At 71.4% G+C, this 23,352-nt stretch carries 32 protein-coding genes; 16 read left to right on the plus strand and 16 right to left on the minus strand.

Annotation, left to right across the window (positions count from 1 at the left end):
* Together G567_RS0123745 and G567_RS34590 are read right to left on the minus strand one after the other, a co-directional pair.
* The coding region (locus G567_RS0123745) for a hypothetical protein (RefSeq protein ID WP_211224053.1) at positions 1–197 on the minus strand (197 nt) is incomplete at its 3' end.
* A 146-nt stretch (positions 198–343) separates the two neighbouring features.
* Positions 344–502 (minus strand): hypothetical protein, encoded by a 159-nt coding sequence (locus tag G567_RS34590; protein ID WP_154667182.1) that lies wholly within the window; start codon positions 500–502, stop codon positions 344–346.
* A 274-nt stretch (positions 503–776) separates the two neighbouring features.
* Here G567_RS34590 and G567_RS33665 point away from each other — a divergent pair, with 274 nt between their 5' ends.
* Positions 777–1,043 carry a hypothetical protein gene (locus G567_RS33665; RefSeq protein ID WP_245585775.1) on the plus strand — a complete coding sequence of 89 codons (267 nt, stop codon included), beginning with the start codon at positions 777–779 and terminating at the stop codon, positions 1,041–1,043.
* On the plus strand, positions 949–1,239 hold the full coding sequence (locus tag G567_RS31065; RefSeq protein ID WP_147201274.1) for a LuxR C-terminal-related transcriptional regulator: 291 nt from the start codon (positions 949–951) through the stop codon (positions 1,237–1,239). The genes G567_RS33665 and G567_RS31065 overlap by 95 nt, the downstream gene beginning before the upstream one ends.
* A gap of 104 nt (positions 1,240–1,343) precedes the next feature.
* On the opposite strand, the gene G567_RS0123760 is transcribed toward G567_RS31065, so the two are convergent.
* Genes G567_RS0123760 through G567_RS0123775 form a run of 4 tightly spaced genes read right to left on the minus strand, consistent with a single transcriptional unit; the run spans position 1,344 to position 3,648 of the window.
* A complete protein-coding gene (locus G567_RS0123760; protein WP_028931898.1) occupies positions 1,344–1,643 on the minus strand; it encodes a type II toxin-antitoxin system PemK/MazF family toxin in 300 nt (99 codons plus the stop codon).
* Positions 1,643–1,894: a ribbon-helix-helix domain-containing protein gene (locus G567_RS0123765; protein ID WP_028931899.1), complete on the minus strand. Its 252-nt coding sequence runs from the start codon at positions 1,892–1,894 to the stop codon at positions 1,643–1,645. Before G567_RS0123765 ends, G567_RS0123760 begins: the two co-directional genes overlap by 1 nt.
* A 51-nt stretch (positions 1,895–1,945) precedes the next feature.
* Complete coding sequence (locus G567_RS32505) at positions 1,946–2,665, minus strand: GNAT family N-acetyltransferase (RefSeq protein ID WP_051233492.1); 720 nt, start codon at positions 2,663–2,665, stop codon at positions 1,946–1,948.
* Positions 2,666–2,697: 32 nt separating this feature from the next.
* Entirely contained in the window at positions 2,698–3,648 is a 951-nt protein-coding gene (locus G567_RS0123775) for a 5'-3' exonuclease (protein WP_051233495.1), read from the minus strand.
* A gap of 89 nt (positions 3,649–3,737) precedes the next feature.
* Between G567_RS0123775 and G567_RS0123780 the strand changes: the two genes are divergently transcribed.
* Entirely contained in the window at positions 3,738–4,865 is a 1,128-nt protein-coding gene (locus G567_RS0123780; protein ID WP_028931901.1) for a M24 family metallopeptidase, read from the plus strand.
* A 16-nt stretch (positions 4,866–4,881) separates the two neighbouring features.
* Here the strand turns inward: G567_RS0123780 and G567_RS0123785 are convergent, their stop codons facing one another.
* The 3 genes from G567_RS0123785 to G567_RS31080 form a co-directional block, all read right to left on the minus strand.
* Complete coding sequence (locus G567_RS0123785; protein WP_211224055.1) at positions 4,882–5,229, minus strand: type II toxin-antitoxin system PemK/MazF family toxin; 348 nt, start codon at positions 5,227–5,229, stop codon at positions 4,882–4,884.
* Between the two features lie 56 nt (positions 5,230–5,285).
* Positions 5,286–5,465 (minus strand): hypothetical protein, encoded by a 180-nt coding sequence (locus tag G567_RS35265; protein WP_147201273.1) that lies wholly within the window; start codon positions 5,463–5,465, stop codon positions 5,286–5,288.
* 133 nt (positions 5,466–5,598) lie between these two features.
* A complete protein-coding gene (locus G567_RS31080; protein WP_037057982.1) occupies positions 5,599–6,651 on the minus strand; it encodes a GDSL-type esterase/lipase family protein in 1,053 nt (350 codons plus the stop codon).
* Positions 6,652–6,896: 245 nt separating this feature from the next.
* On the opposite strand from G567_RS31080, the gene G567_RS0123800 reads away from it, so the two are divergent.
* The 5 genes from G567_RS0123800 (at position 6,897) to G567_RS0123820 (ending at position 12,167) form a co-directional block, all read left to right on the plus strand.
* Positions 6,897–7,085, plus strand: a complete 189-nt coding sequence (locus tag G567_RS0123800; protein WP_028931903.1) for a PspC domain-containing protein — start codon at positions 6,897–6,899, stop codon at positions 7,083–7,085.
* Between the two features lie 17 nt (positions 7,086–7,102).
* Complete coding sequence (locus G567_RS0123805; RefSeq protein ID WP_028931904.1) at positions 7,103–8,659, plus strand: amidohydrolase; 1,557 nt, start codon at positions 7,103–7,105, stop codon at positions 8,657–8,659.
* Between the two features lie 284 nt (positions 8,660–8,943).
* The gene (locus tag G567_RS31085; protein ID WP_051233494.1) at positions 8,944–9,777 is read left to right on the plus strand and encodes a PIG-L deacetylase family protein; all 834 of its coding nucleotides are present in this window, start codon (positions 8,944–8,946) and stop codon (positions 9,775–9,777) included.
* A 10-nt stretch (positions 9,778–9,787) separates the two neighbouring features.
* The gene (lnt, locus tag G567_RS0123815) at positions 9,788–11,419 is read left to right on the plus strand and encodes an apolipoprotein N-acyltransferase (RefSeq protein WP_037057980.1); all 1,632 of its coding nucleotides are present in this window, start codon (positions 9,788–9,790) and stop codon (positions 11,417–11,419) included.
* Complete coding sequence (locus G567_RS0123820) at positions 11,412–12,167, plus strand: polyprenol monophosphomannose synthase (protein WP_028931906.1); 756 nt, start codon at positions 11,412–11,414, stop codon at positions 12,165–12,167. Before lnt ends, G567_RS0123820 begins: the two co-directional genes overlap by 8 nt.
* Before the next feature lie 95 nt (positions 12,168–12,262).
* Here G567_RS0123820 and G567_RS0123825 read toward each other — a convergent pair whose 3' ends face one another.
* From G567_RS0123825 to G567_RS35755, 4 genes are all read right to left on the minus strand, one after another.
* Positions 12,263–12,604, minus strand: a complete 342-nt coding sequence (locus tag G567_RS0123825) for an RNA polymerase-binding protein RbpA (RefSeq protein ID WP_028931907.1) — start codon at positions 12,602–12,604, stop codon at positions 12,263–12,265.
* 282 nt (positions 12,605–12,886) lie between these two features.
* Complete coding sequence (locus G567_RS0123830) at positions 12,887–14,227, minus strand: MFS transporter (protein WP_051233496.1); 1,341 nt, start codon at positions 14,225–14,227, stop codon at positions 12,887–12,889.
* Between the two features lie 56 nt (positions 14,228–14,283).
* Complete coding sequence (locus G567_RS0123835) at positions 14,284–15,087, minus strand: glycerophosphodiester phosphodiesterase family protein (protein ID WP_028931909.1); 804 nt, start codon at positions 15,085–15,087, stop codon at positions 14,284–14,286.
* 27 nt (positions 15,088–15,114) lie between these two features.
* Entirely contained in the window at positions 15,115–15,672 is a 558-nt protein-coding gene (locus G567_RS35755) for a hypothetical protein (protein WP_028931910.1), read from the minus strand.
* Positions 15,673–15,762: 90 nt separating this feature from the next.
* On the opposite strand from G567_RS35755, the gene G567_RS0123845 reads away from it, so the two are divergent.
* Positions 15,763–15,960, plus strand: a complete 198-nt coding sequence (locus tag G567_RS0123845) for a (2Fe-2S)-binding protein (protein WP_028931911.1) — start codon at positions 15,763–15,765, stop codon at positions 15,958–15,960.
* Positions 15,961–16,043: 83 nt separating this feature from the next.
* Positions 16,044–16,529, plus strand: a complete 486-nt coding sequence (bfr, locus tag G567_RS0123850) for a bacterioferritin (protein ID WP_028931912.1) — start codon at positions 16,044–16,046, stop codon at positions 16,527–16,529.
* Positions 16,530–16,802: 273 nt separating this feature from the next.
* Here bfr and G567_RS0123855 read toward each other — a convergent pair whose 3' ends face one another.
* Positions 16,803–17,372, minus strand: a complete 570-nt coding sequence (locus G567_RS0123855) for a TetR/AcrR family transcriptional regulator (RefSeq protein WP_028931913.1) — start codon at positions 17,370–17,372, stop codon at positions 16,803–16,805.
* An 81-nt stretch (positions 17,373–17,453) separates the two neighbouring features.
* Here G567_RS0123855 and G567_RS0123860 point away from each other — a divergent pair, with 81 nt between their 5' ends.
* The 4 genes from G567_RS0123860 to G567_RS0123875 all read left to right on the plus strand — a co-directional run bounded on the left by G567_RS0123860 (position 17,454) and on the right by G567_RS0123875 (position 19,675).
* A complete protein-coding gene (locus G567_RS0123860) occupies positions 17,454–17,825 on the plus strand; it encodes a DUF4267 domain-containing protein (protein WP_028931914.1) in 372 nt (123 codons plus the stop codon).
* Between the two features lie 566 nt (positions 17,826–18,391).
* Complete coding sequence (locus tag G567_RS0123865) at positions 18,392–18,688, plus strand: hypothetical protein (protein WP_028931915.1); 297 nt, start codon at positions 18,392–18,394, stop codon at positions 18,686–18,688.
* Entirely contained in the window at positions 18,679–19,260 is a 582-nt protein-coding gene (locus G567_RS0123870; RefSeq protein WP_147201272.1) for an alpha/beta fold hydrolase, read from the plus strand. Before G567_RS0123865 ends, G567_RS0123870 begins: the two co-directional genes overlap by 10 nt.
* A gap of 58 nt (positions 19,261–19,318) precedes the next feature.
* Positions 19,319–19,675 carry a hypothetical protein gene (locus G567_RS0123875; RefSeq protein WP_028931917.1) on the plus strand — a complete coding sequence of 119 codons (357 nt, stop codon included), beginning with the start codon at positions 19,319–19,321 and terminating at the stop codon, positions 19,673–19,675.
* 154 nt (positions 19,676–19,829) lie between these two features.
* Here G567_RS0123875 and hpnH read toward each other — a convergent pair whose 3' ends face one another.
* On the minus strand, positions 19,830–20,828 hold the full coding sequence (hpnH, locus tag G567_RS0123880) for an adenosyl-hopene transferase HpnH (RefSeq protein WP_028931918.1): 999 nt from the start codon (positions 20,826–20,828) through the stop codon (positions 19,830–19,832).
* 184 nt (positions 20,829–21,012) lie between these two features.
* Positions 21,013–21,840, minus strand: a complete 828-nt coding sequence (locus tag G567_RS34980; RefSeq protein WP_161631750.1) for a GAF and ANTAR domain-containing protein — start codon at positions 21,838–21,840, stop codon at positions 21,013–21,015.
* A gap of 515 nt (positions 21,841–22,355) precedes the next feature.
* Between G567_RS34980 and G567_RS0123890 the strand changes: the two genes are divergently transcribed.
* Both G567_RS0123890 and G567_RS34600 read left to right on the plus strand, forming a co-directional pair.
* The gene (locus G567_RS0123890; protein WP_028931920.1) at positions 22,356–22,781 is read left to right on the plus strand and encodes an STAS domain-containing protein; all 426 of its coding nucleotides are present in this window, start codon (positions 22,356–22,358) and stop codon (positions 22,779–22,781) included.
* A gap of 158 nt (positions 22,782–22,939) precedes the next feature.
* The coding region (locus tag G567_RS34600; protein ID WP_161631751.1) for an STAS domain-containing protein at positions 22,940–23,352 on the plus strand (413 nt) is incomplete at its 3' end.

Below are 23,352 nucleotides of genomic sequence, written 5' to 3' on the forward strand. Positions count from 1 at the left end.
AGCCGCTCGATCTCCGCGTTCGCCGCCGCCAGCGCGGCGTCCTGGGCCGACTGGCCCGGCCGGCCGGGCACCGAGGCGGCCAGCGCGTCCAGCGCACCCTGCTTGGCCACCCGGCACGCCGTGACCACCACCGAGCGGTCCACCCCGTACCGCTCGGCCGCCTCCCGCTGCGTGGCCTGCCCGGTCACGATCGACATCCACAACTCGTACTTCTCGCTCGGCGACAGCCGCCGGCGTGGCTTCCTGCCAGACACGGTCGAAGCGGACATCATCAACAGCCTCCAAGTCGGTACGACACACCGACTCGTGGCTGGGTATTTCCGACCGGATCTGCTTCACGAAGTCAGACGCAAGACAGGGGCGCGAGGAGCTCCTTGGCCCACAAGCGGTCCTCGATGGTCTCGGAGGTGGCTTTGAATGTCAGCAGCGCGCCGAGGTGCCATATCGTGGTGCCCTCGCCGGGTCCGGTGTGGAACGGCGTGCTGACAAAGTTGATGGTCATGGGTCCTGCTCCGCTGTGGAGAGGGATTCGCTGATCGGTCCAGCATGCGCGCATTCTGGACCCGGCGAACCCGACCGGAGCCGTATTCGGCGCTATCCGGCCACGTACGTTCGTTGCCGGGGCACGTACGTAGCGTTCTAGCCTGGGTGTATGTGCGCCGCGGTGCGCTGCCCGATTCTGGTTGGGCAGGAGCGCGAGATGGCCGCGCTGCGGGCCGCGCTGGCCGGCGCGCGAGGGGCGCGGTAGCGCGGTGACCGTGGTTGGCGCGCCCGGGATGGGGAAGTCCCGCCTGCTGCGCGAGCTCGCCGGTGAGGCTCGCGGGGCGGGGATGCCCGTGCTGGTCGGCCGGGCTGTCGATGCTGGGAGCAGCACCGCCTTCCGCCCACTCGTCGAGGCGCTACTGGCCGGTCTGCGGCATCACGGGACCGCTTTCGGTGTGGGGTTCGGTGAGGCGGAGGAGCTCGCCGCGTTCCGCCCGGCATTGGGGCGACCCGGAAACCCTCGCCGTGGTCGAATACCTGGCCGACAACCTGGTGGATGAGCCGCTGCTGTTGGTGTGGACGGCTCGTGACGACCCCGGGCCCGCCCAACGGCTGGTCATCTCCCCCCGCACCGTGGAAAAACACGTCGAGCGACTGCTCACCAAGACCGGCCTGACCCGGCGCACCGAACTCGTCGCCTACGCCGCCCGAGCCGACGCCGCCGTGCCCGCCGAGCCCGCCGAGCCCGACCAGTGACCTTCACGGTTCACCGACCCCGCCGACAGATCCCCAGCTCAGAAGCCTGGTCAGGGAACATCCGCCCGATCCTTCTCGAGTACTACGGCGACCCGAGGTCGATATCAGGCGAGGTCGAACGCGGCGCGGATGGCTTCGGCCAGCTGCGTCTCCTGGCCAGGCAGCAGGTGGCCGATGAGCCGCCCGAGCGTCGACGTCGGCACGGTGACAACGTTGTCGCAGCTGACGACGCTGTCGTGGTCGAGCCCGTTGCTCGCTCCCACCGGTACCTCGGTCGACAGCCCTCGGATCGTGCTGGTGATCGGGGCGATCGTCACCCGGGTGAGATAGGGGCGCACCAGCTCGCGAGTCAAGACCAGCACGGGGCGGGTCTTGTCCAGGTGAGCGATGTGGATGGGCCGCATCAATCAAGATCGTCCAGGGATGTTCTGGCGGCGAACTCCGCCAACGCGTCCAGATCGGCATCCGGTCCCGTTTCGGCCCCGACCGACTCGGCCAGGATCGCCGCGTCCCGGGCGGCGACCTCCCGGCGCCGCTCCCGATCCAGCGCCCGGGCGATCACGGCCGCCCGGCTGGCGGCCCGACCGCGCTCCACCAACCGATCGACGAACTCGACGAGTTCGTCCGGGAGCCGTACCGCGATCTGCCGCGTCATACCACGATGGTACCCGTTGTGGGATTCATGGGATTCAACTGCCGGGGCGCGCTACGTCGGAATCGGCGTGTGCACCGCGTAGAGCACGTCCTCGCGGACGCGGGTGAAGCCCAGGCGTGCGGCGATGGCGAGGCTCGCGGCGTTGTCGGGGCTCGTCGTCCAGGTCGGCCGCCGCCCGCGGGATCGGATCTCGCCGACGAGCGCGGCGGCGCAGGCGGTCGAGAGCCCGCGGCCGCGATGGTGCGGATCGGTCACCACCCCGATGTCCTCCTGGGCGCTGCCGACGAAGAACGAACAGGCCACCGACACCGGCCGGTCGTCGTCGAACGCCGCCCACGCCATGCCCGAGGCCGCGACTCCCGCCGGGCCGCCCCACGTCCCGCAGACCCACCCGATCGACGGGTCGAGACCGGCGAGCGCGGCGGCGTCGTCCGGGCCCAGCCTGCGGACGGGATGCGCCGGTGCCGGCACGTCCACAGCGTCGGGTAGCACCGCGACCACGCGATCCCACACCGCCGTGCCCGGGTCGACCTCGCGCAGCGCGGGCAGCCACTCCGGCGCGGCCTGCACGAAACCCACCAGGTCGGGGACGGGACGGGGTTCGCCGCGGGCCGCGATGTTGCCCGGCAGCTCGGCGAGCACGGTGCTCGGCCCCGGCCACCGGTCCACCCGGCAGCGACCGATCCCGGTCTGGGTGATGTGGGCATGCATCAGTTTGCCCGGACGCTCCGCGAACCAGTCGGCAACGGCGGCCGCGTCGACCTCCCGCATGTCCGATCCTCCCGTCGACTCGGCCACGGCGCTCACCGCTGCCCCGCCGCGGCGAGCGCGGCGACCAGCCGGTCCACCGAACCGCCCAGCCCCCAGCGCTGCGCCAGCGCGGCCAGCCGGTCCGGGTCGGCGGGCGCGGCCGGCAGCGCGTCGGGGCGGTCCAGCTTCACCGGCGCGTCGAGCGCGACCCGCACCACCGGCTCCACCACGGCCAGATACGGCGCCGCGACCGCCAGCTTCGTCCGGACGGCCGCGCTCAGCCGCGGATCGGACCGGTCGGCGACGGCGGCGCGCAGCTCCGCCCACGAGCCGAACCGGCTCACCAGGGTCGCGGCGGTCTTCGCGCCCACCCCGGGGACGCCGGGCAGGCCGTCGGAGGGGTCGCCGCGCAACATCGCCAACTCGGCGTAGGCCGTGCCGGCCCGCTCGACCGGCACGTCGTACTTCGCCGCGACCTCCGCCGGGCCCAGCGTCTCGGCCTTCGCCAGCCCGCGACCGACGTAGATCACCCGGACGGGGGTGGGCTCCTCGCGCACGACCTGCATGAGGTCGCGGTCGCCGCTGACGACCTGCACCGCATCGATCCGCTCGACCGCGGCCAGCGTGCCGATGACGTCGTCGGCCTCGTGTCCCTCCGCGCCCGCGGTGGCGATGCCGGCGGCCGCCAGCACCTCCAGCAGCACCGGCACCTGCGGGGCGAGGGCGGCGGGCACCTCCTCGGGGATCCCGGCCGGCGCGGTCTCCAACTCGCCGCCCGCCACCCGGTGCGCCTTGTAGGACGGCAGCGCCGCCACCCGGAACGCCGGGCGCCATTCCAGGTCGAGGCAGGCCACCAGCCGGGTCGGGCGGCGCTCGCCGACCAGCCGGGCGACCATGTCGCAGAATCCGCGCACGGCGTTGACCGGCGTGCCGTCGGGGGCGGTCACCGATTCGGGCACCCCGTAGAAGGCCCGGAAGTAGAGGCTCGCGGCGTCGAGAAGCATCAGCGACGGGATCACGGCACCACAGCTTGCCAGCCCCGGGCGTGTCGGGTCGTGACAGTCCGGCCGGCGCGGGTGAATAGTCTGCCTCTATGACTCCGGCCGCCCCCACGAAGCTGCTCGCCGACCGGCTGCGCCGGGCCGGCGAGGTCGCCGCCGCGCAGGACATCGACCTGTTGCTGGTCACCCCGGGCACCGATCTGCGGTATCTGCTCGGCGCCGGCGGGGCCTCACACGAACGGCTCACCTGTCTGCTGGTCCCCGCCGCCGGGCACCGCGCCCCACCCGCGCTGGTCGTCCCGCGGCTGGAGGCCCCCGGGCTGACCGGCCTTCCGCTCGCGGAGCTGGACGTCGAGATCGTCACGTGGGCCGACGACGAGGACCCGTATCTGCTGGTCAGCGACCTGGCAGGCGGGCCGATGCGGGTGGGGGTCGCTGATTCGATGCCCGCGCGGCACCTGTTCGGGCTGCGCGACGCGCTGCCCGGCGCCGGCCAGACCCTGGCCGGGGCGGTGCTGCGCGAGTTGCGGATGCGCAAGGACGCCGCCGAGATCGAGCAGTTGCGCGCGGCCGGCGCGGCGATCGACCGGGTGCACGCGCGGATGGGCGAGTTCCTTCAGGTGGGGCGCACCGAGGCGCAGGCGGGGGCCGCGATCGCCGCGGCGATCGTCGAGGAGGGCCACCTGTCCGCCGCGTTCGTCATCGTCGGCTCGGGACCCAACGGGGCCAGCCCGCACCACGACGTGTCGGAGCGGGTCATCGAGCGCGGCGACGTCGTCGTCGTCGATATCGGGGGCCCGCTGCCGGGCGGCTACCACTCCGACTGCACCCGCACCTACGCGGTCGGCGCTCAGCCGCGCGCCGAGGTCCGCGACGTCCACGCGGTGCTGCAGGACGCGCAGGAACGCGCCGTCGCCGCCGTGCGGCCCGGGATCAGCGCCGAGCATGTCGACGCCGCCGCCCGGGAACCGATCACCGCCGCCGGGTTCGGAGCTGAGTTCCTGCACCGCACCGGGCACGGCATCGGGCTCGATGTGCACGAGGAGCCCTATATCGTCAGCGGTAACGCGCTACCGCTGGAGCCAGGGATGGCGTTCAGCGTGGAGCCGGGCATCTACCTCGACGGTCGGTGGGGCGCGCGGATCGAGGACATCGTCGTGGTCACCGACACCGGCTGCGAACGTCTCAACCGGCGCCCCCGCGACCTGGTGGTGCTCTGACCGGAAGAGGTGCTGGTCAGATGTCGAGCAGCAGCCGAAGGACCGTGGTGATCCCGTGCATCACGGCGTCGGGCACGCGGCCGATCCGGTGGACGAGCCGCTGCACCGATACCGACTTGACGTCCTCACCCTTCGCGTAACTGGTCTCCTGCAACCCGGTTTCGTCGGCATCCAGTTCGATATGGGAGGGAAGCCCGCGACGGGTGCGGGTCACCGGGACGACGATGACCAGCCCCGCTCGGCTGGCGTTCATCAGGTCGGCGGACACGACCACCGCGGGGCGCCGGTATTCCTGCTCGTGCCCGAGGGGTGTGCCGAAGTCGACGAGCCAGATCTCGCTGCGCCGCGGCACCGCGCGACTCACCGCACGTCGTCACCCAGCGCGGCCTCCTCGACGGCCCGTTCCGCCTCGACGGCTGCTCACCGCTCGGGATCGTCGGCGATCTGCGCGTAGCTCGCCTCGAACGACTCCCAGAACAGTGTCCGCGCGTAGGCGGTGACCGCCTCGTCCACGATCGTCTGCATCCGACGGCCGGTGGCCGCGGCCAACTCCGCCACCCGCTGCCGCGTGGCGTCACTGACTCGGATCGTCGTGCTCACATTGACAGCCTGCATAAATGTAGACCACATGAGCTACACAAGGTCAGCGAAAGGGATCGCTTGCGAGGGTTCGACCGGCCTCATCTTGCAGATCAACGACGGCGTCGCCGAATGGCCCGGCGTCCTCGCTCCGTCAGGCGGCGGCCGGGACCGGGGCGGTGGCCCGGGCGTGCAGGGTGCCGTCCGCACCCACCTCGCAGGCCGCGCTCCCGGCGCCGCCGCGGACGAACTCGCCGAGGCACCCGCCGATCTGGGCGTGGCCCGCGGCTTTGGGGTGGAACGACTCCTGGAACAGGTGCAGGCCGATCGCGTCGAGCCTGCCGTGGACCAGCGCCTCGGGGTCGACAGTGATCCGGCGCTGCCATTCGTCGGCCGGATCGGGATGGCTGCAGGCCTCCCGGCCCTCGGTGGCGCGCGACAGGTCCAGGAACCGCACGCCGGTGCGCTCTGCGACCCCGGCCAGCGCCTGCGACAGCTGCGGGAACGCCACGGTCCGGCCCCACGCGGCGTCCGCCCGACCGTAGGGACAGCCCTGCGCCCCGTGCAGCAGGCCCATCCGCTCGGTGACCGGTGAGGCATAGGAGACCAGCACGAACTCGTAGTCGTCGTCGGCGTAGCCCGCATCGCGCAGCCCGGTGCGCACATCGTCGACCGCCGCCTCGACCTTCGGCGCCATCGCCGCCAGTCGCTGCGGCCAGTGCGGCCCGATCGTGTCGCGGCACGGGCCGACGGTCGGGTCGACGAACGTGCGGATGCAGGCGATCCCGGTGGCGGTGAGCGCCGGGTCGTCATTCGCCCCGACCTGCAACGTCACGGCCGTCACCCGGTAGCGCCGGGCCACCTCGGCGAGCCGCGCGGCCTGCGAGCCCTCCGTGTAGTGGGTGCCGGACCCGAACCGGACGGCCGCGGTGTCCGCGCCCGAACACGCCAGGTTGACCGGCCTCGCGGCCAGGCCGGTGTGGTGCACATAGGCCGCAGCCGAGCGGTGGCACCAGTTCCCGCCCTCGCCGCGGGTACCGGGCAGGTAGCCCCCGGCGCCCTCCCCGGACGCCGCGCTGTCGCCCAGCGCGACGATGACCGCGGGCCGGAGATCCCCACCGGACTTCGCCGCGGCGGGCCCGGTGATCGTCAGCGCGGCCACGAAACCGGCGAGGACAGCGGCGAGGACGTGACGGCGACGCGGCATGATCACAGACGCTAGACCGATCTGAACGCCGCTGACCAGGTCATTCACCGGAGCCTGTGGACAACCGCCGCCGGCTCAACCGGGCGGAGCAGCCGAGCGTCACGGTATGCGATATCGATCACCCGTCCGGTGGGTCAGGGAACCCCGAGGGTAGATCTCCGGACCGTCCCGGAGGCCGGAGCCCGACGTGGGGGAGCAGAGTGGAACCCAGCGGCGAGACTCGCCGCTTTCGGAAGGAGCTATCGGTGGCAACGACGCTCACCCGGCCGCGGCACGGGACGGTCATCGCCGGTGTCTGCGCCGGCCTCGCGGAGCGCTTCGGCTGGAACCCGAACATGGTCCGGCTGGTGTTCCTGCTGTCCTGTCTGCTGCCCGGCCCACAGTTCGTGATCTACCTGGTGCTGTGGATCCTGATGCCCAGGCGCCCGTACTGATCCGGTAGACCTGCGGGATGACCCGCACGCTGATCCGCGGCGTCCGAGTCCTCGACCCGGACGCCGCACCGGGCACGGCGGCCCTCGAAACCGACGGTGACCGGATCAGCTGGGCCGGGACCGCCGCCGACGCCCGCGAGCGCGCCGCGGGCGCCGTCGTCCTCGACTGCGACGGCGCCGTCGTCACGCCGGTGTTCGTCGACGCCCATGTGCATGTGACGGCGACGGGCCTGCTCGTCGACGGCATCGACCTCACCGGCTGCCGCAGCCCCGACGACTGCCTCGACGCCGTCGCCGCGCGCGCCGCCGACCGCCCCGGGACCGTGCTGTGGGGCCACGGCTGGGAGGAGGACCGCTGGTCACCGGCCCGGCCGCCGAGCCGCGCCGCCCTCGACCGGGCGGCGGGCGGACAGCCGGTGTACCTCACCCGGATCGACGTGCACTCCGCGCTGGTCTCCTCGGCGCTGCTCGACCGCGCGCCCGCCGCGGTCGGCGCCGCGGGCTGGTCGACCGAAGGGCCGCTGTCCGCGGACGCGCACCATCACGCGCGCCGCGCCGCGCTGGCCGCGATCGACTCCGCACAGCGCGGCGACGCCCAGCGCGCCTTCCTCGCCGCCGCCGCCCGCCGCGGGGTGGGCGTGGTGCACGAATGCGCCGGACCCGACATCTCCGGCCGCGACGACCTCGCCGCGTTGCTGGCGCTCGACACCGGCGTCGAGGTCGTCGGGTACTGGGGCGAGGCGGTCGCGACGGCGTCCGAGGCGCAGGCGCTGCTCGCCGCGACCGGGGCCCGCGGGCTGGCCGGCGACCTGTTCGTCGACGGCTCCCTCGGCTCCCGCACCGCAGCCCTGCGGGCGCCCTACACCGATGCCCCGGGCTGCACCGGCAACCGCTACCTGTCCGCGGAACGGATCGCGGCCCACCTGGCGGCCTGTTCCGCGGCCGGGGTGCAGGCCGGTTTCCACGTCATCGGGGACGCGGCGGCCGATCTGGTGCTGGCCGGGCTCGTCGAGGCGGTCGGCGCCACCTCGATCGCGGCCGTGCGGGCCGCCCGGCATCGGCTGGAGCATCTGGAACTGGTCGACGAGGCGCAGGCCCGCACGCTCGCCGAGCTGGGGGTGGTCGCGAGCGTGCAACCGGCGTTCGACGCGGCGTGGGGCGGCCCGGCCGGGATGTACGCGGCCCGCCTCGGGGCCGCCCGCGCGGCGGCGATGAACCCGTTCGCGCTGCTGCACGCGGCGGGTGTCGCGCTGGCCTTCGGCTCCGACGCCCCGGTGACGCCGGTCGATCCGTGGGGCGCGGTGCGGGCGGCCGCCGCGCACAGCGCCGCGGTCTCGTCGGTGTCGGTGCCGGTCGCGCTGGCCGCGCATACGGCGGGCGGCCACCATGCGGCCCGCTGCGCCGACCCGCTGGCCGGGCGGCTGGTGGCGGGCGCGCCGGCGAGCTACGCGCTCTGGGACGGCGCGGGCCCGCTGGACGGGGCCGCCGGATCGCCCACCTGCCTGCGGACGGTGCAGCGCGGCCGGGTCCTCTTCGATGCGGCGACGCTCGACCGGGCGACCCCGGCACCATGATCGCCGTTTCGGCAGGCGCAGCCACGGACAACGCGGCTCCCGGCTCCCCACCGTCGATCATGCTCTGGTCGAGGTGATCAACCTGGACCGATCTGGCTGCGGCCCGCCGCCACCCGGCAGGCCGCGCCTGTGGCATGCTGTGCGGCGTGATCGACCGGACCAGCCGTCACCCGCTCGCCGGGCGCTGCTGTCCGGAGTGCTGTCCGAGCTGTCGCAGCTCCAGCTGACCCCGGAACCGTCCATCCCGCCGCCGCCGCGGCACACACAGTCTGCGATCACCGTCGATGATCAACGCAACCGCTCTTCGCGGTCACACCGTCCTCGCCCTGCACGCCCACCCCGACGACGAGGCGATCTTCACCGGGATCACCCTGCGCCGCCTCGCCGACGCCGGCGTCAGAGTCGTCCTCGTCGTCGCCACCGCGGGTGATCTCGGCCGGTCCCGCATCCCGCTCGCGCCGGACGAGAGCATCGCGCGAAGGCGAGTCACCGAGCTGGAGCAATCCGCCGCGCTGCTCGGCGTCGATCGACTCGTCCTGCTCGGCCGCCGCGACTCCGGGCTGCCCGGCTGGGCGAGCGGCGCGCACGCCAGGGCGCTGGCCGGCGCCGATCCGCTGGTACTGGCCAGCAGGCTCGCCGAACTCGCCGACGCCGAGGGCGCCGCCACCCTGATCTACGACGACGAGCACGGCATCTACGCCCATCCCGACCACCGCGCCGTCCACCACATCGGCTCGATCACCGCCGAGCTGACCGGAGCGACGAGCTACCGGATCACCGTGGACCGGGAGCACCTGCACGCGAGCGCTCCCGGCGAACATCTCGTGCACCGGGCGGCGGGGGCGGCGCGGGTCGGGTTCGGGCGGGTGCCGGCCGAGATCTCCCTCACGATCACCGGCGGCACCCGGCACCTGGCGATCAAGCACGCGGCGGTCACCGCGCACGCCAGCCAGATCGGACCCGACCAGGTGCCGGCCGACCGGTTCGACGCCGGATACGGCCGCGAATGGTTCGTCCGGCACGGCGCGCCGGGCGTGCTCGACAGCCTCGGCGGTGCCGAACCGACGGTCACCGCGGCGAGGCACGGGCGCGGAGAGCCCGTGACCGCGGCGCCGTAGGCTCTGCGCCGTGGCCGCCGCACCCCCCGTCCAGTCCGCGCCCGCGGCGCCGCCACCCGGGCCGCCACGGGGCCGGGCCCGGCTGTGGTGGGGTGTCCGGCTGCTCACCGCGGCCGGTGCGGGCGCGCTGCTCTACGCGAGCTTCCCGCCGCGCACCCTGTGGTGGCTCGCGCCGCTCGCGTTCGCGCTGCTCGGCGCGCTGCTGCGGGGACGGCGGGCCCGCACCGGGTTCGGCCTCGGGTTCGCGTTCGGCCTCGGGTTCCTCGCCCCGCTGCTGATCTGGACCGGAAGCTACGTCGGGCCGCTGCCGTGGCTGGTGCTCGCCGCGTTCGAGGCGTTGTTCATCGGTGCGGCCGGGGCGGGAATGGCGCTGGTGTCGCGGCTGCCGGGCGCCCCGGGGTGGGCGGCGGCGGTCTGGATCGCGGGGGAGGCGGCACGCGGCCGGGTGCCGTTCGGCGGGTTGCCGTGGGGCCGGATCGGATTCGGCCAGCCCGACGGGCCACTGCTGCCGATCGCCGCGGTGGGCGGGGTGCCGCTGCTGTCGTTCGTCACGGTGCTGGCCGGGCTCGCGCTCGCCGAAGCCGGGCGCAGGCTCGTCCGCACCGGCACCCGGCCCCGAGCCGCGCTACCGGCGCTGCTCGTCGTCGCGGCGCTGGTGGCGGGGCCGGCCGCGGCGCTGGTTCCGGTCACCCGCACCGGGCCCGACACGACCGTCACCATCGCCGCGGTGCAGGGCAACGTGCCCCGTCTCGGCCTGGACTTCAACGCCCAGCGCCGCGCCGTGCTCGACAACCACGTCCGCGTCACCGAGCAGCTGGCCGCGGATGTCGCGGCGGGCCGGGAACCGCAGCCGGACCTGGTGATCTGGCCGGAGAACTCCTCGGACATCGACCCGCTGCGCAACCCCGACGCCGCCGCCCAGATCGACCGTGCCGCCCGCGCGAGCGGCGTCCCGATCCTCGTCGGCGCGGTGTTGCGCAATCCCGGCGGCGAGACGACGAGCAACTCCTCCCTGGTCTGGCAGCCCGGTGTCGGCCCGGTGGAGCGCAACGACAAACGGCGGGTGCAGCCGTTCGGCGAGTACATCCCGTGGCGGTCGTTCTTCCGGCTGTTCTCCAGCTACGTCGACCGCGCCGGGAACTTCGTCCCGGGACCGGGCCCCGGCGTGGTGTCGATGGCGGGGGTCCCGGTGGGCGTCGCGATCTGCTGGGAGGTCGCCTTCGACGACCTGGTCACCGAGAGCGTCACCGCCGGGGCGGGGGTACTCGCCGTACCCAGCAACAACGCGACGTTCGGTCTGAGCGAGATGACCTACCAGCAGCTGGCGATGTCGCGGGTCCGGGCGGTGGAACACGACCGTTCGGTGATCGTCGCGACCACGAGCGGAGTGAGCGCCACGATCGCTCCGGACGGCACCGTGACGGCGAGCAGCCCGCAGTTCGCCCCGGCGACCCTGGTGGATCAGACCGTCGTTCGCGGCACGACTACGCTGGCAACCCGGTTGCGGTCGGTACCGGAGTGGGTGCTGACCGCATTGGGCGTGGTGGCGGTCGGCGTCGCGGTTGTCGCGACCCGGCGCTCCCGCGCGAGTTCCGGTGCGGCGCCGGCGGGCACCCAGGCAGGAGAGGACGACGATGGCTGAGCCCACGGGGCCGGTTCTGGTGGTGATCCCGACCTACAACGAGCGGGACAACCTGGGTCCGCTGGTGCGACGGCTGCACGCCACGGTGCCCGCGGCCGACGTCCTGATCGTGGACGACGCCAGCCCCGACGGCACCGGCGAGCTGGCCGACGAGATGGCCGTTGCGGACACCCGGATCCGGGCGCTGCACCGATCCGGGAAGGCGGGGCTCGGCACCGCCTATCTCGCCGGGTTCGCGGCCGCGCTGCGCGGCGAGTACCAGATCGTCGTCGAGATGGATGCCGACGGCTCGCACGCGCCCGAAGACCTTCCGGCTCTGCTCGCGGGCCTCGACGAGGCCGATCTCGTGCTCGGGTCGCGCTACGTCGAGGGTGGTCAGGTGCGCAACTGGCCGGCCCACCGCAAGTGGCTCTCCCGCAGCGGCAACCTGTACTCGCGGCTCGCACTCGGCGTCTCGGTCCGCGACATCACCGGCGGGTACCGGGTCTTCCGCCGCCAGGTTCTCGCCGAGCTCGACCTGGGTGAGGTCGCCTCCCAGGGCTACTGCTTTCAGATCGACGTCGCGTGGCGCGCCCTGCAGGCAGGGTTTCGGGTGCGCGAGATACCGATCACCTTCACCGAACGCGAGCTCGGATCGTCGAAGATGAGCGCAGGGATCATGGCGGAGGCGCTGTGGCGGGTCACCTGCTGGGGCCTGGCGCAGCGGTTCGGCCGGGGCAGGGTGACCGAGGGCCGGATCTCGGCCTGACCGGTCCCGGACATGACGGAGCCGGGCCCCACGGGAGGTGGCCCGGCTCTGATCGTCGATCCGCCCAGCGTCACACCGGCACCGTCACCACTGCGTCAGGCGATCTCCGCTCGACGCTCACGCAGCAGCTCGAGGCGTTCGGAGAGCAGCTCCTCGAGCTCGGCCACCGTGCGGCGCTCCAGCAGCATGTCCCAGTGCGTGCGCGGCGGCTTGGTCTTCTTCTGCTCGGGCTCGACACCGTCGGCCCGCCTGCCGATCCCACCCTGCGGGGACTCCCACGTGGCGGGCGGCTCCGCGTCGGTCGCGAAGGGCACCTCGAACTCGTGACCGTTCGGTGACACATAGCGGACGATCTGCCGCGGTGCGAGGTCGTGGTTACGGTCGGTCTCGTAACTGACGGCCCCGAGCCGGCTGCCACGGAGCACGCGGTCGGCCATGCGTCATCCTCCCGTAAAGAGAGCCGAGGGAGCCTCCCTCGACGGTCAACTGTCTACTCGGGTGTAACGTCGGTGTCGCGGACATTCATTCCCGGCAGTGGACCCCACCCCCGGTATCGGCCAGCACGGCGGCTGATACCTCAAAGCGGTTGCCCAGGGCAGGAGTGTTCCCCATCTGACGCCTTGACACACGCGGTTGTGACGTGTCAGCCACTTGTGACTTACCTCACCGGTTGGGTGAAGGAGTTCACCCCCGCGTCGGCCGGCGTTTCCGACCGGGTGTCATCCTGGCCCGGCTGTTGCCGCTGCCCGGGCCGGTGGCCGCACCGGCCACAGCGTGACCAGGCCCGCGAGCAGGACCAGCAGGATCCCGATGATCCCCGCCCGGTCGGAGCCGAAGAGATACGTGAACAGCCCGACGAGCGTCGGAGCCAGGAACGAGACGGCGCGGCCGGACGTCGCGTAGAGGCCGAACAGCTGACCCTCGTGGCCGGGCGGGGCGAGCCGCGCGAGGAACGTCCGCGATGACGACTGCGCAGGCCCCACGAACAGGCACAACCCCAGCCCGAAGATCCAGAATGCGGTCGGGCCGGACAGGAACAGCAGGATGACGCCGCAGCCCAGCATCCCGGCCAGCGACCCGATGATCACCGCCTTGGGCCCGATCCGGTCGTCGATCCGGCCCGCGACGACCGCTCCCAGCGCGGCGACGACGTTCGCGGCGACGCCGAAGACGAGCACGTCGGCCGCGTTGATCCCGTAGACGGTGACCGCGAGCACGGCGCCGAAGGTGAACACCGCGGCCAGCCCGTCGCGGAACAGCGCGCTCGCGCCGAGGAAGTAGACGGTGTGCGGGCTGCGCCGCCACAGCGCCCGCAGGTCGGCGAACAGCCTGCGGTACGACCCGAGCACGCCCAGCCTGGGTGGCAGATCGGCGGCCGGCGGCGGTTCGGGCACGCGCAGCAGGAGCGGGAGCGCGAACACGGCGAACCACGCCGCGGCGAACAGCGCGACCAGCCGGATGTTGAACCCGTCGTCGGCGGGAACGCCGAGGAACCCACGCGACCCGCCCTCCCCGGCGATGAACCCGGCGTAAACCAGCAGCAGCAGCACGATCCCGCCGACGTAGCCCATCGCCCAGCCGAAACCGGACACTCGGCCGATCGTCGCGGGCGTGGAGACCTGCTTGAGCACCGCGTTGTAGGACACCTCGGCGAGCTCGAAGAAGATCGAGCCGAGCCCCAGCAGGACCAGACCCAGCCACAGGTAGTGGTAGTCGTCGCGGACGAAGAACAGCCCGGCCATCGTCGCGACCGTCAGCGCGGTCCACGCGCCGACGGACAGCCGGCGCCGGCCCGCGGCGTCGGCGCGCTGCCCGATCACCGGCGCCAGCACCGCGATGAGGAACCCCGCGAGCCCCACCGACCAGCCGAGCCAGCTGTTGGCGCTGATCGAGCCCGGCAGGTCCGCTCCGACGGCGTTGGTGAGATAGACGGAGAAGACGAAGGTGAGGATGACGGCGTTGAATGCGGCCGATCCCCAGTCCCAGAGGCCCCAGGCCACGACCTGGCCGCGCGAGACAGGCACCTGACGTTCCTCGGGCCGCGCGGCGGAGGTGCTCACGGCGCGAGCGTAGCGGCGCGGCCGATTCGCGGCGTGAGCACAGTCCGGCTCGGGGTTCAGGCCCACGCGCCGCGCTCCCGCAACACCGCGCGCAGCAGGTCGGGACGGTCGGACAGCAGCCCGTCGGCGCCGATGTCGAGCAGCTCGGTCATCTCCAGCGGCTCGTCGACGGTCCACACGTGCACCTCGCGGTCCGACTCGTGGGCCATCCGCAGCAGCGCGGCGTCGACGACGGTGAGGCCGCTGAACCGGCGCGGCAGCTGGGCCAGCCCACCCAGCACCGGCGGCAGCAGCGGCAGCAGGGACAGCGAACGCAGCGGCGTCGGCAGTGCCCGCAGCCAGGCACGCCCGCGCAACCCGAACGCCGACGACTGCGCCATCGAGGTCAGCAGCCGGTCGCCCGCCACCTCGCGGGCCTGCTGCAACCAGCGTTCGTTGAAGGAACCGAGGCACACCCGATGCCAGGAACCGGTGCACTCGAGCACCCCGAGGGTGGGCAGCACCGCCGCGGCGGACTTGATCTCGATCGTGACCCGGACGTCGGGCAGCTCGGTGAGGACGTCCTCCAGGCTCGGGACGGGCTCGCGGCCCGCCACCAGAATGCGTTCGATCTCGGCGGCGGGCATCAGCTCCAGCACGCCGGGATGACCCGCGGTGCGATCCAGGGTGGCGTCGTGGTGGACCATCGCGACACCGTCCGCGCTGGCCCGCACATCGAGCTCGAGGTAGGAGAATCCCTCCGCAACGGCGCGGCGGAACGCGGCGAGGGTGTTCTCGCAGCCGGTCAGCTCGTCGATATGCCAGCCGCGATGGGCGTAGGCGCGCGGGTAGGGGCCGTCGAAGTAGGGATGCAGTCCCACGGGTGTCAGCCTGGCACCCGTCGGTGATCAGGCGCGAGCGGGCAGGCGGGGAAGACGCTGCCGCTCGGTGAACAGCAGCGGTTCCAGCAGGTCTTTGTGCTCGGCAAGACGCCGCGGCAGGTCGCCGAGGGTGAAGACGAAGACCTTGCCGCGCCTGCGGGCCTTCGCCTCCGGCCGATCGCGCAGATGCGCCACCATCACTTCGGCGACGGCGAGATAGTGCGCCAGCACGTCCGCCTTCGTGGCGCCGGTGAGCGGTGGACCAGAGCAGTCGGCGTCGGTGATCCGGGCGCGACCACCGTCGATCCGGACGATCACCCGCCGGCCCCCGAACCCGAGCTGCAACCACCAGTCGTCGCCGTGGGGGAGCGGGCCGGAGCTGGGCTGCATCGGAGCCAGCTCGCGGGGGAGCGGGTGATCCTCCGTCTTCCCCGCGAGCCGGACGTCCCAGTGCAGCTGGCCGGCGTGATGGTCCTGGATCACGAAACGCTGCTGACCGGTCGCGTCGGTCGCCGGGTCCTCCGCGGGGATCGGCTCGGGCGTGCGCCGCCGGTCGCGTTTGCGGCGGTACTCCTCGAGAGCCACGCAGCCAGGTTAGGTCCGCGGGACCCGCTTGTGTGATCCCCGATCGGATGGCAGCATAGGCTCGCCTAATACACGTGAAGGATGGCCTGAATGTACGCGTGCATCTGTGCGGCGGTCACCGAGACCGAACTTCGTTCCTGCGTGGCCGACGGCGCGCGGACGATCGACGAGGTCGGCGACAGATGCGGCGCCGGGACCGGCTGTGGCACCTGTGTGCCCCGCATCGAGGCCCTGCTCGCCGCGGCCACCAGTTCGAGTGAATTGTCCAGGCTGCCGCTCACCGCGTAGCGTGATCCATTGAGGCCCGCCTTCGCGGCGGGCAGTGAGTCCTTGGTTTCCGGCCGATCCGATCAGCGCTACCGTGTCGCCTCATGCGTGGTGACCCCGAAATCATCGCTCTGCTCAATGAGCAGCTGACGAGCGAGCTGACGGCCATCAACCAGTACTTTCTGCACGCCAGGATGCAGGCCAACTGGGGCTTCACCAAACTCGCTTCACACACCCGCGACGAGTCGATCGACGAGATGCGCCACGCGGAGAAGGTCACCGACCGGATCCTGTTCCTCGAGGACCTGCCGAACTATCAGCGGCTGTTCCAGCTGCGCGTCGGCCAGACGGTCCGCGAGCAGCTGGAGGCCGATCTCGCGATCGAGCTCGAGGTCGTCGAACGGCTGCGGCCCGGCATCGACATGTGCCGCACCAAGGGCGACATCACCACGGCCAACCTCCTCGAGGAGATCCTGGCCGACGAAGAGCACCACATCGACTACCTCGAGACCAACCTGGAGCTGATGGACCGCCTCGGCGAGCAGCTTTACCTGGCCCAGCTGGTGGACCAGCCGCCCAAGCCGGGCTGAGCGGTCCGCTACCAGCCTTGACGCCTCCCGGATCCCTAGGGATCCGGGAGGCGTTGCGCCGCTATTAGACCTGTCATAAGTCCTGGCCGGATACGGCCGGGCCATATCCGGCCGCCGCCTGATCGCCAGGACGGCCCGGGGGCTTGATCGGCGTTCGGGAAGCGGCAGCCGCGAATATCGCGGCTCCGACTGCCGAACGACCGATCACGCACGCGCCTCCGTGAACCCCACCCGATGCCACGATATGGATCGCCGTGCCCGCGGACCGCGAGGTCAGGTCGAGAAGCGCCTGATCAGGAGCGCCAGTCGCCGCTGGTGCTCTTCGGATCGGAGTCTGCCGTTGCGCATGAGGGTGAGGAGCCCGTGCAGGCCGCTCCAGAAGGTCTCGGCGAGCGTCTCCAGGTCGTCGTCGGCAACGGGCTGCATGGCCCGGCGTAGCTCGTCGAAGGCCGCGTGCAGGGCCGCCGGTGCTTCAGGACTGGCGAACGGCAGGTTGACGACGTGTGTGAACATCGCGTCGTAGAGTGCGGGTCGCTGCGCGGCGAACGCTGCATACGCCGCAGCGACGTCGGCGAGGGCCTGCCGCGGGCCGGACGCCGACCGGCGAGCCGTGCGCAGCGCGGCGGCGAGCTCGGCGAAGCCCTCTAGCGCGACCGCAGCCATGATGGCGTCCTTACCCGAAAAGTGGCTGTACAGGACCGGCTGGCTGTACTCGATCTGCTCGGCGAGCCGCCGCGTGGTCACCGCGTCCCATCCCTCGGCCTCGGCCAGCTCCCGCGCAGCGGCGACGATCAACCGCTCCCGTTCCGCTCGCTCCCGCTCCCGGCGCGCCCGAATCGACATGAGCACGACTCTAGCATTGATAGATTGTCTGTCCTCGCTATGCTAGCGTTGCATGAGATTCTAGCAACGCTAGAGAGGATCATGCTCACCGTCATCGCCTACGGACTGGCCATCGTGCTCAGTCTCTTCATCATCGTCATCGGCGTGCGGTTCCTGCTCGTACCGCAGGCCGCGGCCGCCGGCTACGGGATCCCGGGCAAGGAGAACGGGGACACCGCCTACCTCGACGTCAAGGGCCTGCGCGACTCCAGCTACGGCGTCCTCGGCCTCGTCCTGCTCGCCGTCGCAGACGCCCACATCGTGGCGTGGTTCATGCTGGTGGTCACCCTCGCGCCGCTCGGCGACACCCTCATCGTCCTACGCCACGGCGGCACGAAGGCGGCCGCGTTCGGTATCCACTTCGCCACCGCCGTGGTACTGGCCACCAACGCCGCTCTTCTCTTCGCGATCTGATCATCACGCTTCGACGAGGCTGTGTCTGGTCGTCGTCCCGCCCGGCCTGCCACGCACCTTCGCCGCGGCGCCGGAACGAGACGCCGACATCCTCATCGTCATCGCCCCGGGCATCGAGCGGTTCGAGTACTTCCGGCACCTGGAGCGCATCGCTGACGGGACGGTGCCGCCCGAAGGTCTGTTGGAGGTTCAGGAACGCTACGACACCTACTTCCTCCGCAGCGAGATCTGGGACCAGCGCAGATCCTGACTGGGCTCTGCCCGTGAACGACGGGAATGGCAAATGAGCCGATAATCGACGTTATGACAAATCATCCGTGAGCGCCCAACCATCTCGGCCCTGCGAGCAGCTCAGAGCCCTACCGATTGACCAACTTCAATGGATCGGACAACGGGCTCCGTCCAGCGCCGAGCCGGTGCCCTTCTGTCGCGCCCCGGGTCTGATTCCGGGCGAACCCCGAGGCATCCCGCAGCCGGCGTTGGTTGTCTGGTCTCATGTCGCCCCGTCAACGAGAAACGCGGATCGGGCCTGCGCCTCGGTCCCGCGCGGCACCGCCCGCCGGTCGATGTTCGCCGCGAGCTCCGCGGTCGTGCTGCTGACGTTCGTCGCCACGGTCGTGGCGGGCCCACGCCCCGAGCAGGCGCCTGCCGCGGTACCGGGTGATCGTCTCGTCGAGGTGGCCACCGGATCGCGGTTGCAAGTGCTGACCCTTGCTGGGCGCGGACCGGGTGGGCGAACCCCCGTCGTCGTGCTCCACGGTGGCCCCGGCGTCCCGGACCTCGCGGCGAACGCCCGGGTGTTCGCCCCGCTCACCGACGGCGGGTTCGACGTGTACCTCTACGCACAGCTCAGATGGTACTGATCGGACATTCGTACGGGGCCGCGGTCGCGGCCGGCTATCTGGGCGCCCACCCCGAGCATGTCGCGCGAGTCGTGCTGTCCTCCCCCCCAGCCGCTCGACCCGGACGACACCAGCAGCGGTCTCGTCAGCACCCGGCTCGACGCCGCGCAGCGGTTCGCGCTCTATCGAAGGCTGCTCGCCCCGCGGGCGCTACTCGGCTACGGACTCCTCCAGGTCAACCCGGTTGCCGCCCACAACTTCCTCGGCGACCCCGAGGCCGATGCGCGCAACGACGCCGTCGTCGAGGCCCCCCGCGCTGCATTGCGCCGGTGTCGCGCCCGGGCCGCCGGTGCGCGGTACCGGCTTCTACGCGATGCAGTACCCGCAGTCGGCCACCGCCCCGCCCCACCCGATCCGCGCCCGCAGCTGCGGGGCCGCACCACGTCGGCACTGATCCTCGACACCGTCCGTGCGTTTCTGGTCGGCCGGCCGCTCCCCGTAGCTCCGTACGAGGGCGACGCACCGCCCAGCGACTACGAAGGTCCGCCGTAGCCGTCGAGACCTCGATGTTGAGCGCGCGGACGCCCCGATAGCGTGGTGGTCCGTTATCCGAGGCCTCGCCTTGCGTCCGCTCCCTGAGAAAGGTCCGTCGTGGAGATCCTTCGGTTGCTCTTGGTCTTTCTGCATTTCATCGGCTTGGCGGTGTTGATCGGGGCGTTCGTCGCTCAGGTGTCCGGAAGGCCCAAGGGGGGCGGGTTCACCGTCACCAGCGGGATGCTGCACGGCGCGCTGACCCAGCTCGTCACCGGTCTGGCGCTGGTGGGCATCCGTGAGGGCGCGCTGGACCTCCCCGTTGACAACGTGAAGATCGGCGTGAAGCTGCTCGTCCTGATCGCTATCCTCGCGCTGGTGCTCGTGGGGCGCAGGAAGAGCCTGGCCACCGGGGGGTTCATGGCGATCGGTCTGCTCTCAGTCCTCAACGTCGGCATCGCCGTCTTCTGGACCTGACGCGACCGAACGGCCGCCGACGAGGGAGCCGCCCGGCCTGGCGCGGAGCGCCTCGCCGGTCCGGCGCTGCGTGTCATGGTACGGGTGGGCGCCCTTCCACCAGGACGCTTTCGGGCGTCCGGACGCCGTCGCCGCTTTGGTAATGCCCCCGGCGTCAGCGAACCGCCCGCAGCGACTCCCGCAGCGACCCGAGCGTGGCGGCGATCGCGGTGGGCTCGTACCCGCAGTGCGCCATACAGTTGGCGCAGCGTGGGTCGCGGCCACGACCGTAGGAGTCCCAGTCGGTGGTGTCGAGTAGCTCCTGATAGGTCTTGGCGTAGCCGTCTTCCATCAGGTAGCAGGGCTTCTGCCAGCCGTACAGGGAGTACGACGGGATTCCCCATGCGGTGCAGGGGAAATCGACCTTCCCCTCGAGGAAGTCCAGGAACAGCGGCGAATGGTTGATCCGCCAGCGCTCGCGCCGGCCGTCGGCGAAGGCCTTGCGGAACAGCTCGCGGGTCTCCTGCACACCCAGGAAGTGCTCCTGATCGGGGGCCTTCTCGTATGCATATGCGGGCGAGAGCATCATTCCGTCGACGTTGAGTTCGTCGTTCAGGAAGTTGAGCACCTCGATCACGGTCTGCGGCGTGTCGGTGTTGAAGAATGTGGAGTTCGTGGTCACCCGGAAGCCGCGCCGCTGCGCCTCCTTGATGTTGTCCACGGCCTGGGCGAACACACCCTTCTTCGCCACGGAGGCGTCGTGGCGTTCCTCCAGCCCATCGATGTGCACGGCGAACGACAAGTACGGAGAGGGCCGTAGCTTGTCAATCTTACGCGGGATCAGCAGAGCATTGGTGCACAGGTAGATGAATTTCTTGCGCTGGATCAGACCCTCGACGATGTCCTCGACCTGGGGATGCATCAGCGGTTCACCACCCGCCAGGCACACCACCGGCGCCCCGCACTCGTCGACCGCGGCCAGCGCCTGCTCCACGGGCATGCGTTGCTTGAGCACGCTGGCCGGGTGCTGGATCTTGCCGCAGCCCTCGCAGGCGAGGTTGCATGCGAACAGTGGTTCGAGTTCAAGGGTGATCGGGAATTTGGTGCGGCCGGCCAGCTTCTGCCTGAGCAGGTATGCGCCGATCTTGATCGCCTGACGGAGCGGAATGCTCATCTCAGCTATGCCCTTCTACGCAGATTCTTTTCCACGGATCGAGATGCCGCGCAGCTGTGTTGTCGGGAAGTGGCCAGCGAGATTCAGCTTTACCACAACGACGGGCCGCACGCGACCTCTATCGGGTTGCGACTCGCCCGGCGGGCTGGGCCAGGGCTGCCCGCGGTGTCGGAGGCCAGGGCGATCAAGGATCGGGGCGTCCCGCGCGCGGGCGGGTCTGGCTGACCGCGGCGACCAGCGCGGCCGCGACGTCACGGAGCTTGACGTTGGTGTGTTGCGAACGGCGACGCAGCAACTGGAACGCCTCCTGTGCGTTGACGCGATACCGGTCCATCAGAATGCCGAGAGCCTGGTCAACGGTGGCTCGAGAGGTGAGCGCGATTTCCAGGTTGCGGTTGCGCTCCGCGCGCTCGGCCAGGCGGACGGCCACCGCAATCGCCACGGCGAGCGGGTCGGCGAGCCAGTGCATCCGGTGACGATCGGCGGCGGTGAAGGCGTGCGGCACCCGCGCATAGAGACTGATCGCGCCGAGGGGGCGCGATCCGATAACCAGTGGCGTCGACAGCACTCCGCCGAGGCCCTCGGCCCGGGCCCATCGGCTGAACCGCGGCCAACGGGGATCGGCCTCGATATCGGTGAGCTCCACGGGCATCGCGTCGCGCAAACAGGTCGGAACGGGTCCCTCGCCGAGGTCGTGCTGAATCGCGTCGACCCGCCGGGCGAACTCATCGCTGTCACCGGCCCGGGTCGGTGCGTCCGGCGTCAACCGGAGCGTGACTCCACAGGCATCCGCGGTGGCGACCACGCCGACGACCAGCCGGGCGGCGTCGGTCAGGAACTCCTCGATGCCGTCCGCGACCAGTAGTCGGCGTAGCAGGTCGAGGGCGATGTCGCCGGGTTCTGATGCAGGACCAGAAACAGGAGTCTCGGGCACGGCTGCGCCTCCAACCGTTGAACCGCGCGCCGCCCCGTCCGCAGCGGGATGGTGGATTGGTCGGATCCCGGGCGGCACACACGTCCATGGTCGCGGTGGGCGGGCGAAGCAGCCACTGCAACGGCCTACCGGCCGGCGCCGCCGTCCCTCTCGGTCTCGCCGGCCCGCCGCGTTCCTGCCGTCACCCTCGAGGTCCTGCCTCGCTGGGGTGCACCGCCACCTGGGCCCACAGCGTCGAAGAATTAGGAATAGAAACGCGCCTGTCGGTTGGATTCCGCTCGGCCGGAGCTGTGTCCGCGTATCATGAGAGTGCAAATGTTTTGACATTCGGTCCGGTAACGGAATCCGCTCCCCGTACGAGCTACGCGATCTTCGCACCCCGCCGTCGGCGTTGGACGATGTTGGTTCTGGCGGGCGCTCGGGATCAATCGGAGTGCATTGAAAGGGTTGCACAAGGCGGCTGCTCGACTTAAGGTCGGGTGTGGTTGGACCACTAGCCGGATACGCCAACACGCGCGGGCGGCGATGGTCCGTCATTCCCTTTGCCACCCCGCTGCGGGAACGCGTTGTGCCGTCAGCCGGGAGGAGCGGGGATGACGATACTTGATCACCATGGGCGGGGCACGATCGCGGATCCGGCTGAGCTGGTCATCAGTTCCGTACAGCCCGACCGAGATCATGCCCTGCTGACGGTGACGGGCCCGCTGAATGTCGGGGCGACGGCGGAACTGGCCCAACGCGTGGAGGGGTTGCTCGTCGCCGGCGCTCGGTATCTGGTGGTCGATCTGTCGCAGGCACACGGAGTGCGCCCCGGGGTACTCCGGCTGTTGACGACGACAAGCCAACGGCTGATGGCGAGCCGGGGCTGGTTGAAGCTGAGCGGGGCGGGTCCGACGCTGCTGGCGGAACTCGACGAGGCGAGTCTTTCGGATCTGTTCACCCTTTATCAGGCAGCCACCGGCCAGGGCGGCCACGACGACACCCGATCCGCGTATCCGGCACCCCACCAGGTGGCATGAGAGTTTCCCGCGTCCACCAGAAGGAGATGACGATCAGCGCTACGGCTGTCCACGGTATCGGGCAGGAGTCTGCGAATCACGGCACTCGGCGGGAGGACGGCATGCAGTCCGTTGACCGAGCCCAATCCCACTTACCTGAAGTCCCGGCGCCGCGGCCGATGATTACGCCGTCCCCGGGGGCCCGCAGACTTGACGAGCCGGACGAGCTTCTCGATATCCGGTTGCACGCCCCCACCCCCGCAGCGGTGATCGTGTGGGCGGCGGGACGGGTGACCGGCACGACCGCGCCGCAGCTGGCGCTGCGCACGGGCCAGCAGTTCCACCGCGCGCCGCATGTGATCCTCGACCTGTCGGGGGTCGACCACCTGGACACGGACGCCCTGGACGTTCTGGGCGGCCTGCCCGAGCGCGCCCGCGTCGCGGCGACGCGGCTGCACATTGCCGGGGTCGAGCACGAGGCGCTGGCCGCGCGCCTGCGCCGTGTCGGGTTCGGCGAGCACCTCACCCCGGCCCCGGCGGCCGCGGTCCTTGCCGGCCTCGACCGGCCGGGGCGGCGCCGGGGGCGGGAGGT

It is taken from the genome of Pseudonocardia asaccharolytica DSM 44247 = NBRC 16224 (genome assembly GCF_000423625.1).
GTDB classification, from domain to species: domain Bacteria; phylum Actinomycetota; class Actinomycetes; order Mycobacteriales; family Pseudonocardiaceae; genus Pseudonocardia; species Pseudonocardia asaccharolytica.

Coding starts and splice junctions, on each gene's coding strand:
- G567_RS34590 (WP_154667182.1), bottom strand. CDS start 502: ATGACCATCAACTTTGTCAGCACGCCGTTCCACACCGGACCCGGCGAG.
- G567_RS33665 (WP_245585775.1), top strand. CDS start 777: ATGGGGAAGTCCCGCCTGCTGCGCGAGCTCGCCGGTGAGGCTCGCGGG.
- G567_RS0123760 (WP_028931898.1), bottom strand. CDS start 1,643: ATGCGGCCCATCCACATCGCTCACCTGGACAAGACCCGCCCCGTGCTG.
- G567_RS0123765 (WP_028931899.1), bottom strand. CDS start 1,894: ATGACGCGGCAGATCGCGGTACGGCTCCCGGACGAACTCGTCGAGTTC.
- G567_RS32505 (WP_051233492.1), bottom strand. CDS start 2,665: ATGCGGGAGGTCGACGCGGCCGCCGTTGCCGACTGGTTCGCGGAGCGT.
- G567_RS0123775 (WP_051233495.1), bottom strand. CDS start 3,648: ATGCTTCTCGACGCCGCGAGCCTCTACTTCCGGGCCTTCTACGGGGTG.
- G567_RS0123780 (WP_028931901.1), top strand. CDS start 3,738: ATGACTCCGGCCGCCCCCACGAAGCTGCTCGCCGACCGGCTGCGCCGG.
- G567_RS31080 (WP_037057982.1), bottom strand. CDS start 6,651: ATGCCGCGTCGCCGTCACGTCCTCGCCGCTGTCCTCGCCGGTTTCGTG.
- G567_RS0123805 (WP_028931904.1), top strand. CDS start 7,103: ATGACCCGCACGCTGATCCGCGGCGTCCGAGTCCTCGACCCGGACGCC.
- G567_RS31085 (WP_051233494.1), top strand. CDS start 8,944: ATGATCAACGCAACCGCTCTTCGCGGTCACACCGTCCTCGCCCTGCAC.
- G567_RS0123820 (WP_028931906.1), top strand. CDS start 11,412: ATGGCTGAGCCCACGGGGCCGGTTCTGGTGGTGATCCCGACCTACAAC.
- G567_RS0123825 (WP_028931907.1), bottom strand. CDS start 12,604: ATGGCCGACCGCGTGCTCCGTGGCAGCCGGCTCGGGGCCGTCAGTTAC.
- G567_RS0123845 (WP_028931911.1), top strand. CDS start 15,763: ATGTACGCGTGCATCTGTGCGGCGGTCACCGAGACCGAACTTCGTTCC.
- bfr (WP_028931912.1), top strand. CDS start 16,044: ATGCGTGGTGACCCCGAAATCATCGCTCTGCTCAATGAGCAGCTGACG.
- G567_RS0123855 (WP_028931913.1), bottom strand. CDS start 17,372: ATGTCGATTCGGGCGCGCCGGGAGCGGGAGCGAGCGGAACGGGAGCGG.
- G567_RS0123860 (WP_028931914.1), top strand. CDS start 17,454: ATGCTCACCGTCATCGCCTACGGACTGGCCATCGTGCTCAGTCTCTTC.
- G567_RS0123865 (WP_028931915.1), top strand. CDS start 18,392: ATGTTCGCCGCGAGCTCCGCGGTCGTGCTGCTGACGTTCGTCGCCACG.
- G567_RS0123870 (WP_147201272.1), top strand. CDS start 18,679: ATGGTACTGATCGGACATTCGTACGGGGCCGCGGTCGCGGCCGGCTAT.
- hpnH (WP_028931918.1), bottom strand. CDS start 20,828: ATGAGCATTCCGCTCCGTCAGGCGATCAAGATCGGCGCATACCTGCTC.
- G567_RS0123890 (WP_028931920.1), top strand. CDS start 22,356: ATGACGATACTTGATCACCATGGGCGGGGCACGATCGCGGATCCGGCT.